This is a genomic window from Staphylococcus sp. T93, assembly GCF_016743875.1.
GTDB classification, from domain to species: Bacteria; Bacillota; Bacilli; order Staphylococcales; family Staphylococcaceae; genus Staphylococcus; species Staphylococcus aureus.
Genome location: NZ_CP068247.1, coordinates 1 through 13,967, shown reverse-complemented (window position 1 = coordinate 13,967; position 13,967 = coordinate 1). Strand labels below are relative to the sequence as shown.

Genomic DNA, 13,967 nt, shown 5'->3' with positions numbered 1-13,967 from the left:
ATAACTCCTCCAAAGCTAAGTTTGAAGGAGATATTTTCTTCTCAACAAATCTATAAATATCAATAATTCGTTGATTTAGCATACATTAAGCTATGCTTTTTTTACAATATGATTAATAAAGTAATCAGTTACTCTATAGTCATCTGTTAATTCAGGATGGAATGATACGCCTAAATATTTACCTTGCTGAACAGCTACAATTTTCTCATTAACCTTACATAGGATATCTACGCCTTGACCTACTTTTTCAATATGTGGGGCTCTTATAAAGACACCTTCAATATCTGTAGCGATACCTTTAATATCTAATTCTGTTTCAAAGCTGTCAACTTGTCTACCGAATGAGTTTCGTTGTACAGTAATATTCAACTTGTTAAGGTATCCTTCTTCACCAACTATATCTTGCGCTAGAACTATTAATCCTGCGCATGTACCAAACATAGGTAAAGTTGAATTTTGTAAAGCCTCTTTAAATCCATATAAATTCATTAATCGACGTAACGTTGTAGACTCGCCACCAGGTAATATTAAGCCCTCGATTTCTTCTAATTGTTCAACTTTTTTAACTGCAATACCTTCATGACCACTTAATTCAATATGTCTAATATGTTCACGTACTGCACCTTGTAATGCTAATACACCTATTTTCATATCTTACCAACCACGCTCTTGCATACGTTCTTCTAATGATAATTGATTGATATCTAAACCTTTCATAGCAGTGCCAAGTTCACTTGCTAATCTTCCAATTAGTTCATAGTCTTGGTAATGTGTTGTTGCTTGAACAATTGCTTTAGCAAATTTTTCTGGATCTTCTGATTTAAAAATACCTGATCCAACGAATACACCGTCAGCACCTAATTCCATCATTAAAGCAGCATCTTGAGGAGTCGCAACGCCACCAGCTGCAAAGTTAACTACCGGTAAACGACCATTGTCTTTAATTTGTTTTAAAATTTCATAAGGCGCACCGATATCTTTCGCAAAAGTCATAATCTCATCATCATTCATTACAGTCAATCGACTAACTTCTGAATTAACTTGTCTCATATGTCTTACAGCTTCAACAATATTACCTGTACCTGGTTCACCTTTAGTACGTAACATAGCAGCACCTTCACCAATTCTACGCGCAGCTTCACCTAAATTACGACATCCACATACAAATGGTACTGTAAATTGATCTTTTCTTAAGTGATATTCCTCATCTGCTGGTGTTAACACTTCTGATTCATCAATATAGTCAACACCCATCGCCTCTAATACTCTTGCTTCAGTGATATGACCAATACGTGCTTTAGCCATGACTGGAATAGAAACAGCATTCATTACTTCTTCTACAATTTTAGGGTTTGCCATACGTGCAACACCACCAGCAGCTCTAATATCAGAAGGTACTCGTTCTAATGCCATAACTGCTACCGCGCCAGCTTCTTCTGCAATTCTTGCTTGCTCAGCATTAACGACATCCATAATAACGCCGCCTTTTTGCATTTCAGCCATACCTCTTTTGACTCTGTCTGATCCAATAATTTTACTCATTATACATAAAACCCCTTTTCAAGTTGATTAAATACATTGTAATGTATAAACTGATATTTAAAAAGGTACAAAATAAGATAAATTTAGGAGGTCAGTTATAAAATTGAAAAACACTTTATACCATCAACTTTATGAAAAATTAAAAAAACAAATAATTGAAGGTCAATTTAAAGAAGGCGATAAATTTTATTCTAAAAGACAATTAAGCAAACATTTATCTATTAGCCAAACAACCGTAGAGCATGCATATCAACTTCTATTAGACGAAGGTTACATTTATTCAAGACCTCGCTCTGGATATTTTGTGTCCGAAATTGAATCTTTAACAATTTTAAACAATCAACCTATCCCCTCTCTTTTTGATGATGATTCATATAAACCAAAAGCGAGTGATGAAGCTTATGATTATGCTTTTAATTTGGATGAAATAGATACGAAACATTTCCCTATAGAACTTTTCAGAAAGTATTCCAAAGATCTTTATGATACAAATCATTTAAATCAATTACGTAGAGGACATTTTCAAGGAGAATTACATTTGCGGTTTCAACTGGCATTTTATTTATTTACTAATCGTGGCGTAATTTGTGATCCTAATCAAATTATAATTGGCTCATCTACCGAACAATTAGTAAATCAATTAGTCGATTTACTTTATACTTCAACATTTATTATCGAAAAACCTAGTTATCCACCAATCAAAAATATTTTAGATAAAAAACAAGTTGAATATGAACAAATTGAAGTTGAAGATAATGGAATAAACGTAGATGAAGTTATTAAATCACAAAAAAATATAGTATATATAACGCCTTCCCATCAATTTCCAACTGGATATGTGATGGACTTAAAAAAACGAACTCAATTAATACAATGGGCTCAAGAAAAAGAAGAACGATTTATTATAGAAGATGATTATGATTCCGAGTTTAGATATTTCGGCAAACCCATTCCAGCAATTCAAGGTCTATATTCAAGAGGAGAAAAAGTGATTTATATCAGTACATTTTCAAAGTCTATTTTTCCTAGCTGTCGAGTTGCATATATGGTGTTACCCTATTCTATAATGAAAAAATATCATTCTCAAAATCACATTGAAGGCAACACTGTACCTGTTCATATGCAAAACCTTATTGCAACGTTTATATCTTCCGGTGGTTTTGAAAGGCATTTAAATAAAATGAGACGAATTTATCGTAGAAAACTAACCTATATTTTAAAAAGATTGAAACCTTACAAAGAGCAGCTTGATATTCAAGGTGCTGAAACGGGTATGCATTTTACAATTACAGTAAAAAATGGATTAACATTACAAGAGTGTCTTGATAGAGCAAACAAAGTAAAGTTAAAATTACAAGTTTATAATTTTGATGATGATCAAGACTATAAGAAAACCCCTAAATTTATATTAGGCTTTGGCGGTATAGACGATGATGCTTTAAAACCGCATGTAGACGCTCTAATAAAATCATTAATTATAAAGTAACACTTCTTTGATAAAAGTTAGTGTTACTTATGCAATAGCTTGTCTATTGTATAATAATTAATTTCCTTTTTGTATTTCAATAAAGTATATAAAAGAGCAGTAAGATCATTTTCAATTAGATACCGTCTTACTGCTCTTCTCTATTTATACAATATTTTGTTTTCGATGATATCATTTTAAATTTATATAAACACAAAATTAAAGTTGTACATACTTAGACAATCGAAAGTGTACATTATTAAATTATCATTTCCAGTTCTACTCTAGCGGAACGTAAGTTGGCTACCATCCTCGCTAAGAACCTTTCTTGACTTGTGACAATCGCTTGCTTCTTTCCTCTCCTTCGGCTCTCACTTACTCATTTAGCTCTACTAAACTCGTTGCGTTCTTTTCTCGTTTCGTCAGATTCAAACGTTTTCACTTCGCCAAGCCATTTTTCTTTGTGTTTGCTTTTTATTTTGACGTTTTAGACATAAAAAAAAGAGACCTTGCGGTCTCAATGCGGCTCATCGCATCCATTTTTTGCCTGGCAACGTTCTACTCTAGCGGAACGTAAGTTCGACTACCATCGACGCTAAGGAGCTTAACTTCTGTGTTCGGCATGGGAACAGGTGTGACCTCCTTGCTATAGTCACCAGACATATGAATGTAATTTATACATTCAAAACTAGATAGTAAGTAAAAGTGATTTTGCTTCGCAAAACATTTATTTTGATTAAGTCTTCGATCGATTAGTATTCGTCAGCTCCACATGTCACCATGCTTCCACCTCGAACCTATTAACCTCATCATCTTTGAGGGATCTTATAACCGAAGTTGGGAAATCTCATCTTGAGGGGGCTTCATGCTTAGATGCTTTCAGCACTTATCCCGTCCACACATAGCTACCCAGCTATGCCGTTGGCACGACAACTGGTACACCAGAGGTATGTCCATCCCGGGTCCTCTCGTACTAAGGACAGCTCCTCTCAAATTTCCTACGCCCACGACGGATAGGGACCGAACTGTCTCACGACGTTCTGAACCCAGCTCGCGTACCGCTTTAATGGGCGAACAGCCCAACCCTTGGGACCGACTACAGCCCCAGGATGCGATGAGCCGACATCGAGGTGCCAAACCTCCCCGTCGATGTGAACTCTTGGGGAGATAAGCCTGTTATCCCCGGGGTAGCTTTTTATCCGTTGAGCGATGGCCCTTCCATGCGGAACCACCGGATCACTAAGTCCGTCTTTCGACCCTGCTCGACTTGTAGGTCTCGCAGTCAAGCTCCCTTATGCCTTTACACTCTATGAATGATTTCCAACCATTCTGAGGGAACCTTTGAGCGCCTCCGTTACCTTTTTAGGAGGCGACCGCCCCAGTCAAACTGCCCGCCTGACACTGTCTCCCACCACGATAAGTGGTGCGGGTTAGAAAAGCCAACACAGCTAGGGTAGTATCCCACCAGCGCCTCCACGTAAGCTAGCGCTCACGTTTCAAAGGCTCCTACCTATCCTGTACAAGCTGTGCCGAATTTCAATATCAGGCTACAGTAAAGCTCCACGGGGTCTTTCCGTCCTGTCGCGGGTAACCTGCATCTTCACAGGTACTATGATTTCACCGAGTCTCTCGTTGAGACAGTGCCCAAATCGTTACGCCTTTCGTGCGGGTCGGAACTTACCCGACAAGGAATTTCGCTACCTTAGGACCGTTATAGTTACGGCCGCCGTTTACTGGGGCTTCGATTCGTAGCTTCGCAGAAGCTAACCACTCCTCTTAACCTTCCAGCACCGGGCAGGCGTCAGCCCCTATACATCACCTTACGGTTTAGCAGAGACCTGTGTTTTTTTGATAAACAGTCGCTTGGGCCTATTCACTGCGGCTCTTCTGGGCGTTAACCCTAAAGAGCACCCCTTCTCCCGAAGTTACGGGGTCATTTTTGCCGAGTTCCTTAACGAGAGTTCGCTCGCTCACCTTAGAATTCTCATCTTGACTACCTGTGTCGGTTTGCGGTACGGGCACCTATTTTTCTATCTAGAGGCTTTTTCTCGGCAGTGTGAAATCAACGACTCGAAGACACAATGTCTTCTCCCCATCACAGCTCAGCCTTAACGAGTACCGGATTTGCCTAATACTCAGCCTTACTGCTTAGACGTGCAATCCAATCGCACGCTTCGCCTATCCTACTGCGTCCCCCCATCGATTAAAACGATTATAGGTGGTACAGGAATATCAACCTGTTATCCATCGCCTACGCCTGTCGGCCTCAGCTTAGGACCCGACTAACCCAGAGCGGACGAGCCTTCCTCTGGAAACCTTAGTCAATCGGTGGACGGGATTCTCACCCGTCTTTCGCTACTCACACCGGCATTCTCACTTCTAAGCGCTCCACATGTCCTTACGATCATGCTTCAACGCCCTTAGAACGCTCTCCTACCATTGTCCAAAGGACAATCCACAGCTTCGGTAATATGTTTAGCCCCGGTACATTTTCGGCGCAGTGTCACTCGACTAGTGAGCTATTACGCACTCTTTTAAATGATGGCTGCTTCTAAGCCAACATCCTAGTTGTCTGGGCAACGCCACATCCTTTTTCCACTTAACATATATTTTGGGGACCTTAGCTGGTGGTCTGGGCTGTTTCCCTTTCGAACACGGACCTTATCACCCATGTTCTGACTCCCAAGTTAAATTAATTGGCATTCGGAGTTTGTCTGAATTCGGTAACCCGAGAGGGGCCCCTCGTCCAAACAGTGCTCTACCTCCAATAATCATCACTTGAGGCTAGCCCTAAAGCTATTTCGGAGAGAACCAGCTATCTCCAGGTTCGATTGGAATTTCTCCGCTACCCTCAGTTCATCCGCTCACTTTTTCAACGTAAGTCGGTTCGGTCCTCCATTCAGTGTTACCTGAACTTCAACCTGACCAAGGGTAGATCACCTGGTTTCGGGTCTACGACCAAATACTAAACGCCCTATTCAGACTCGCTTTCGCTACGGCTCCACATTTACTGCTTAACCTTGCATCAAATCGTAACTCGCCGGTTCATTCTACAAAAGGCACGCCATCACCCATTAACGGGCTCTGACTACTTGTAAGCACACGGTTTCAGGTTCTATTTCACTCCCCTTCCGGGGTGCTTTTCACCTTTCCCTCACGGTACTGGTTCACTATCGGTCACTAGAGAGTATTTAGCCTTAGGAGATGGTCCTCCCAGATTCCGACGGAATTTCACGTGCTCCGTCGTACTCAGGATCCACTCAAGAGAGACAACATTTTTCGACTACAGGATTATTACCTTCTTTGATTCATCTTTCCAGATGATTCGTCTAATGTCGTCCTTTGTAACTCCGTATAGAGTGTCCTACAACCCCAACAAGCAAGCTTGTTGGTTTGGGCTCTTCCCGTTTCGCTCGCCGCTACTAAGGGAATCGAATTTTCTTTCTCTTCCTCCGGGTACTAAGATGTTTCAGTTCTCCGGGTGTGCCTTCTGATATGCTATGTATTCACATATCGATAACATGACATAACTCATGCTGGGTTTCCCCATTCGGAAATCTCTGGATCAAAGCTTACTTACAGCTCCCCAAAGCATATCGTCGTTAGTAACGTCCTTCATCGGCTTCTAGTGCCAAGGCATCCACCGTGCGCCCTTAATAACTTAATCTATGTTTCCATCCTACAGGAAACGCGTTATTAATCTTGTGAGTGTTCTTTCGAACACTAGCGATTATTTCTTATGAATTCAAGCTTATTTAAAACTCTTTATTCACTCGGTTTTGCTTGGTAAAATCTATATTTTACTTACTTATCTAGTTTTCAATGTACAATTTCTTTTTAGTCAAGCGCTCGCATAAGCAATATCACTTTAACCAAAAAATATTTGAATGTTAAATAAACATTCAAAACTGAATACAATATGTCACATTATTCCGCATCTTCTGAAGAAGATGTTCCGAATATATCCTTAGAAAGGAGGTGATCCAGCCGCACCTTCCGATACGGCTACCTTGTTACGACTTCACCCCAATCATTTGTCCCACCTTCGACGGCTAGCTCCTAAAAGGTTACTCCACCGGCTTCGGGTGTTACAAACTCTCGTGGTGTGACGGGCGGTGTGTACAAGACCCGGGAACGTATTCACCGTAGCATGCTGATCTACGATTACTAGCGATTCCAGCTTCATGTAGTCGAGTTGCAGACTACAATCCGAACTGAGAACAACTTTATGGGATTTGCTTGACCTCGCGGTTTCGCTGCCCTTTGTATTGTCCATTGTAGCACGTGTGTAGCCCAAATCATAAGGGGGCATGATGATTTGACGTCATCCCCACCTTCCTCCGGTTTGTCACCGGCAGTCAACTTAGAGTGCCCAACTTAATGATGGCAACTAAGCTTAAGGGTTGCGCTCGTTGCGGGACTTAACCCAACATCTCACGACACGAGCTGACGACAACCATGCACCACCTGTCACTTTGTCCCCCGAAGGGGAAGGCTCTATCTCTAGAGTTGTCAAAGGATGTCAAGATTTGGTAAGGTTCTTCGCGTTGCTTCGAATTAAACCACATGCTCCACCGCTTGTGCGGGTCCCCGTCAATTCCTTTGAGTTTCAACCTTGCGGTCGTACTCCCCAGGCGGAGTGCTTAATGCGTTAGCTGCAGCACTAAGGGGGCGGAAACCCCCTAACACTTAGCACTCATCGTTTACGGCGTGGACTACCAGGGTATCTAATCCTGTTTGATCCCCACGCTTTCGCACATCAGCGTCAGTTACAGACCAGAAAGTCGCCTTCGCCACTGGTGTTCCTCCATATCTCTGCGCATTTCACCGCTACACATGGAATTCCACTTTCCTCTTCTGCACTCAAGTTTTCCAGTTTCCAATGACCCTCCACGGTTGAGCCGTGGGCTTTCACATCAGACTTAAAAAACCGCCTACGCGCGCTTTACGCCCAATAATTCCGGATAACGCTTGCCACCTACGTATTACCGCGGCTGCTGGCACGTAGTTAGCCGTGGCTTTCTGATTAGGTACCGTCAAGATGTGCACAGTTACTTACACATATGTTCTTCCCTAATAACAGAGTTTTACGATCCGAAGACCTTCATCACTCACGCGGCGTTGCTCCGTCAGGCTTTCGCCCATTGCGGAAGATTCCCTACTGCTGCCTCCCGTAGGAGTCTGGACCGTGTCTCAGTTCCAGTGTGGCCGATCACCCTCTCAGGTCGGCTATGCATCGTTGCCTTGGTAAGCCGTTACCTTACCAACTAGCTAATGCAGCGCGGATCCATCTATAAGTGACAGCAAGACCGTCTTTCACTTTTGAACCATGCGGTTCAAAATATTATCCGGTATTAGCTCCGGTTTCCCGAAGTTATCCCAGTCTTATAGGTAGGTTATCCACGTGTTACTCACCCGTCCGCCGCTAACATCAGAGAAGCAAGCTTCTCGTCCGTTCGCTCGACTTGCATGTATTAGGCACGCCGCCAGCGTTCATCCTGAGCCAGGATCAAACTCTCCATAAAAATTATGATGTTTGATTAGCTCATAAATACTAAATAATGTTTGTAACTTATAGTTACGTTTTTTGGAATTAACGTTGACATATTGTCATTCAGTTTTCAATGTTCATTTTTCTTACCGACAAGAATTAATTATACATTTTATTAACATTTAAGTCAATAACTTTTTTTATCTTGTCCATTTTATTTTTTAACCAAAATTTGATTAAAAAACTGCCTGGCAACGTTCTACTCTAGCGGAACGTAAGTTCGACTACCATCGACGCTAAGGAGCTTAACTTCTGTGTTCGGCATGGGAACAGGTGTGACCTCCTTGCTATAGTCACCAGACATATGAATGTAATTTATACATTCAAAACTAGATAGTAAGTAAAAGTGATTTTGCTTCGCAAAACATTTATTTTGATTAAGTCTTCGATCGATTAGTATTCGTCAGCTCCACATGTCACCATGCTTCCACCTCGAACCTATTAACCTCATCATCTTTGAGGGATCTTATAACCGAAGTTGGGAAATCTCATCTTGAGGGGGGCTTCATGCTTAGATGCTTTCAGCACTTATCCCGTCCACACATAGCTACCCAGCTATGCCGTTGGCACGACAACTGGTACACCAGAGGTATGTCCATCCCGGTCCTCTCGTACTAAGGACAGCTCCTCTCAAATTTCCTACGCCCACGACGGATAGGGACCGAACTGTCTCACGACGTTCTGAACCCAGCTCGCGTACCGCTTTAATGGGCGAACAGCCCAACCCTTGGGACCGACTACAGCCCCAGGATGCGATGAGCCGACATCGAGGTGCCAAACCTCCCCGTCGATGTGAACTCTTGGGGGAGATAAGCCTGTTATCCCCGGGGTAGCTTTTATCCGTTGAGCGATGGCCCTTCCATGCGGAACCACCGGATCACTAAGTCCGTCTTTCGACCCTGCTCGACTTGTAGGTCTCGCAGTCAAGCTCCCTTATGCCTTTACACTCTATGAATGATTTCCAACCATTCTGAGGGAACCTTTGAGCGCCTCCGTTACCTTTTAGGAGGCGACCGCCCCAGTCAAACTGCCCGCCTGACACTGTCTCCCACCACGATAAGTGGTGCGGGTTAGAAGCCAACACAGCTAGGGTAGTATCCCACCAGCGCCTCCACGTAAGCTAGCGCTCACGTTTCAAAGGCTCCTACCTATCCTGTACAAGCTGTGCCGAATTTCAATATCAGGCTACAGTAAAGCTCCACGGGGTCTTTCCGTCCTGTCGCGGGTAACCTGCATCTTCACAGGTACTATGATTTCACCGAGTCTCTCGTTGAGACAGTGCCCAAATCGTTACGCCTTTCGTGCGGGTCGGAACTTACCCGACAAGGAATTTCGCTACCTTAGGACCGTTATAGTTACGGCCGCCGTTTACTGGGGCTTCGATTCGTAGCTTCGCAGAAGCTAACCACTCCTCTTAACCTTCCAGCACCGGGCAGGCGTCAGCCCCTATACATCACCTTACGGTTTAGCAGAGACCTGTGTTTTTGATAAACAGTCGCTTGGGCCTATTCACTGCGGCTCTTCTGGGCGTTAACCCTAAAGAGCACCCCTTCTCCCGAAGTTACGGGGTCATTTTGCCGAGTTCCTTAACGAGAGTTCGCTCGCTCACCTTAGAATTCTCATCTTGACTACCTGTGTCGGTTTGCGGTACGGGCACCTATTTTCTATCTAGAGGCTTTCTCGGCAGTGTGAAATCAACGACTCGAAGACACAATGTCTTCTCCCCATCACAGCTCAGCCTTAACGAGTACCGGATTTGCCTAATACTCAGCCTTACTGCTTAGACGTGCAATCCAATCACACGCTTCGCCTATCCTACTGCGTCCCCCCATCGATTAAAACGATTATAGGTGGTACAGGAATATCAACCTGTTATCCATCGCCTACGCCTGTCGGCCTCAGCTTAGGACCCGACTAACCCAGAGCGGACGAGCCTTCCTCTGGAAACCTTAGTCAATCGGTGGACGGGATTCTCACCCGTCTTTCGCTACTCACACCGGCATTCTCACTTCTAAGCGCTCCACATGTCCTTACGATCATGCTTCAACGCCCTTAGAACGCTCTCCTACCATTGTCCAAAGGACAATCCACAGCTTCGGTAATATGTTTAGCCCCGGTACATTTTCGGCGCAGTGTCACTCGACTAGTGAGCTATTACGCACTCTTTAAATGATGGCTGCTTCTAAGCCAACATCCTAGTTGTCTGGGCAACGCCACATCCTTTTCCACTTAACATATATTTTGGGACCTTAGCTGGTGGTCTGGGCTGTTTCCCTTTCGAACACGGACCTTATCACCCATGTTCTGACTCCCAAGTTAAATTAATTGGCATTCGGAGTTTGTCTGAATTCGGTAACCCGAGAGGGGCCCCTCGTCCAAACAGTGCTCTACCTCCAATAATCATCACTTGAGGCTAGCCCTAAAGCTATTTCGGAGAGAACCAGCTATCTCCAGGTTCGATTGGAATTTCTCCGCTACCCTCAGTTCATCCGCTCACTTTTCAACGTAAGTCGGTTCGGTCCTCCATTCAGTGTTACCTGAACTTCAACCTGACCAAGGGTAGATCACCTGGTTTCGGGTCTACGACCAAATACTAAACGCCCTATTCAGACTCGCTTTCGCTACGGCTCCACATTTACTGCTTAACCTTGCATCAAATCGTAACTCGCCGGTTCATTCTACAAAAGGCACGCCATCACCCATTAACGGGCTCTGACTACTTGTAAGCACACGGTTTCAGGTTCTATTTCACTCCCCTTCCGGGGTGCTTTTCACCTTTCCCTCACGGTACTGGTTCACTATCGGTCACTAGAGAGTATTTAGCCTTAGGAGATGGTCCTCCCAGATTCCGACGGAATTTCACGTGCTCCGTCGTACTCAGGATCCACTCAAGAGAGACAACATTTTCGACTACAGGATTATTACCTTCTTTGATTCATCTTTCCAGATGATTCGTCTAATGTCGTCCTTTGTAACTCCGTATAGAGTGTCCTACAACCCCAACAAGCAAGCTTGTTGGTTTGGGCTCTTCCCGTTTCGCTCGCCGCTACTAAGGGAATCGAATTTTCTTTCTCTTCCTCCGGGTACTAAGATGTTTCAGTTCTCCGGGTGTGCCTTCTGATATGCTATGTATTCACATATCGATAACATGACATAACTCATGCTGGGTTTCCCCATTCGGAAATCTCTGGATCAAAGCTTACTTACAGCTCCCCAAAGCATATCGTCGTTAGTAACGTCCTTCATCGGCTTCTAGTGCCAAGGCATCCACCGTGCGCCCTTAATAACTTAATCTATGTTTCCACCATTTTTATAAGTCAAACGCTCACATACGGCTTCGTTTTCATTATTTTAAATGCTCATTTACATAAGTAAACTCTGCTTTAAAATAATTTAACTCATTGTCTGCTAAACGTTTTCTTTTATAAAAAGATTTAAACGCGTTATTAATCTTGTGAGTGTTCTTTCGAACACTAGCGATTATTTCTTATGAATTCAAGCTTATTTAAAACTCTTTATTCACTCGGTTTTGCTTGGTAAAATCTATATTTTACTTACTTATCTAGTTTTCAATGTACAAATAATGGTGGGCCTAAGTGGACTCGAACCACCGACCTCACGCTTATCAGGCGTGCGCTCTAACCAGCTGAGCTATAGGCCCATTTTTTTGAATGTTAAATAAACATTCAAAACTGAATACAATATGTCACGTTATTCCGCATCTTCTGAAGAAGATGTTCCGAATATATCCTTAGAAAGGAGGTGATCCAGCCGCACCTTCCGATACGGCTACCTTGTTACGACTTCACCCCAATCATTTGTCCCACCTTCGACGGCTAGCTCCTAAAAGGTTACTCCACCGGCTTCGGGTGTTACAAACTCTCGTGGTGTGACGGGCGGTGTGTACAAGACCCGGGAACGTATTCACCGTAGCATGCTGATCTACGATTACTAGCGATTCCAGCTTCATGTAGTCGAGTTGCAGACTACAATCCGAACTGAGAACAACTTTATGGGATTTGCTTGACCTCGCGGTTTCGCTGCCCTTTGTATTGTCCATTGTAGCACGTGTGTAGCCCAAATCATAAAGGGGCATGATGATTTGACGTCATCCCCACCTTCCTCCGGTTTGTCACCGGCAGTCAACTTAGAGTGCCCAACTTAATGATGGCAACTAAGCTTAAGGGTTGCGCTCGTTGCGGGACTTAACCCAACATCTCACGACACGAGCTGACGACAACCATGCACCACCTGTCACTTTGTCCCCGAAGGGGAAGGCTCTATCTCTAGAGTTGTCAAAGGATGTCAAGATTTGGTAAGGTTCTTCGCGTTGCTTCGAATTAAACCACATGCTCCACCGCTTGTGCGGGTCCCCGTCAATTCCTTTGAGTTTCAACCTTGCGGTCGTACTCCCCAGGCGGAGTGCTTAATGCGTTAGCTGCAGCACTAAGGGGCGGAAACCCCCTAACACTTAGCACTCATCGTTTACGGCGTGGACTACCAGGGTATCTAATCCTGTTTGATCCCCACGCTTTCGCACATCAGCGTCAGTTACAGACCAGAAAGTCGCCTTCGCCACTGGTGTTCCTCCATATCTCTGCGCATTTCACCGCTACACATGGAATTCCACTTTCCTCTTCTGCACTCAAGTTTTCCAGTTTCCAATGACCCTCCACGGTTGAGCCGTGGGCTTTCACATCAGACTTAAAAACCGCCTACGCGCGCTTTACGCCCAATAATTCCGGATAACGCTTGCCACCTACGTATTACCGCGGCTGCTGGCACGTAGTTAGCCGTGGCTTTCTGATTAGGTACCGTCAAGATGTGCACAGTTACTTACACATATGTTCTTCCCTAATAACAGAGTTTTACGATCCGAAGACCTTCATCACTCACGCGGCGTTGCTCCGTCAGGCTTTCGCCCATTGCGGAAGATTCCCTACTGCTGCCTCCCGTAGGAGTCTGGACCGTGTCTCAGTTCCAGTGTGGCCGATCACCCTCTCAGGTCGGCTATGCATCGTTGCCTTGGTAAGCCGTTACCTTACCAACTAGCTAATGCAGCGCGGATCCATCTATAAGTGACAGCAAGACCGTCTTTTCACTTTTGAACCATGCGGTTCAAAATATTATCCGGTATTAGCTCCGGTTTCCCGAAGTTATCCCAGTCTTATAGGTAGGTTATCCACGTGTTACTCACCCGTCCGCCGCTAACATCAGAGAAGCAAGCTTCTCGTCCGTTCGCTCGACTTGCATGTATTAGGCACGCCGCCAGCGTTCATCCTGAGCCAGGATCAAACTCTCCATAAAAATTATGATGTTTGATTAGCTCATAAATACTAAATAATGTTTGTAACTTATAGTTACGTTTTTTTGGAATTAACGTTGACATATTGTCATTCAGTTTTCAAT

At 43.9% G+C, this 13,967-nt stretch carries 3 protein-coding genes, 1 tRNA gene and 6 rRNA genes; 1 reads left to right on the top strand and 9 read right to left on the bottom strand.

What is annotated here, in order from left to right:
* Positions 1-90: 90 nt before the first annotated feature.
* Positions 91-651 (bottom strand): pyridoxal 5'-phosphate synthase glutaminase subunit PdxT, encoded by a 561-nt coding sequence (gene pdxT / locus JG553_RS00050; protein ID WP_000690439.1) that lies wholly within the window; start codon positions 649-651, stop codon positions 91-93.
* A 3-nt stretch (positions 652-654) separates the two neighbouring features.
* Positions 655-1,542 (bottom strand): pyridoxal 5'-phosphate synthase lyase subunit PdxS, encoded by an 888-nt coding sequence (pdxS, locus tag JG553_RS00045; protein ID WP_000034728.1) that lies wholly within the window; start codon positions 1,540-1,542, stop codon positions 655-657.
* Between the two features lie 103 nt (positions 1,543-1,645).
* Here pdxS and pdxR point away from each other — a divergent pair, with 103 nt between their 5' ends.
* Positions 1,646-3,028 carry a MocR-like pyridoxine biosynthesis transcription factor PdxR gene (pdxR, locus tag JG553_RS00040; protein WP_000799248.1) on the top strand — a complete coding sequence of 461 codons (1,383 nt, stop codon included), beginning with the start codon at positions 1,646-1,648 and terminating at the stop codon, positions 3,026-3,028.
* Positions 3,029-3,552: 524 nt separating this feature from the next.
* Here the strand turns inward: pdxR and rrf (JG553_RS00035) are convergent.
* From rrf (JG553_RS00035) to JG553_RS00005, 7 genes are all read right to left on the bottom strand, one after another.
* Positions 3,553-3,667: ribosomal RNA gene (gene rrf, locus JG553_RS00035) — 5S ribosomal RNA — on the bottom strand.
* 72 nt (positions 3,668-3,739) lie between these two features.
* A 23S ribosomal RNA gene (locus JG553_RS00030) occupies positions 3,740-6,674 on the bottom strand.
* Positions 6,675-6,978: 304 nt separating this feature from the next.
* Positions 6,979-8,532 (bottom strand): 16S ribosomal RNA (locus JG553_RS00025).
* Between the two features lie 212 nt (positions 8,533-8,744).
* Positions 8,745-8,859 (bottom strand): 5S ribosomal RNA (rrf, locus tag JG553_RS00020).
* Between the two features lie 72 nt (positions 8,860-8,931).
* Positions 8,932-11,852, bottom strand: a 23S ribosomal RNA gene (locus JG553_RS00015).
* Between the two features lie 290 nt (positions 11,853-12,142).
* Positions 12,143-12,219 (bottom strand) — tRNA-Ile (locus JG553_RS00010).
* 94 nt (positions 12,220-12,313) lie between these two features.
* Positions 12,314-13,865, bottom strand: a 16S ribosomal RNA gene (locus JG553_RS00005).
* Together the 16S, 23S and 5S rRNA genes with 1 tRNA gene alongside form the textbook arrangement of a ribosomal RNA operon.
* Positions 13,866-13,967: the final 102 nt, after the last annotated feature.

What these genes read in the sequence shown, in the direction of transcription:
- pdxT (WP_000690439.1), bottom strand. Translation starts at nt 651, where the DNA reads ATGAAAATAGGTGTATTAGCATTACAAGGTGCAGTACGTGAACATATT.
- pdxS (WP_000034728.1), bottom strand. Translation starts at nt 1,542, where the DNA reads ATGAGTAAAATTATTGGATCAGACAGAGTCAAAAGAGGTATGGCTGAA.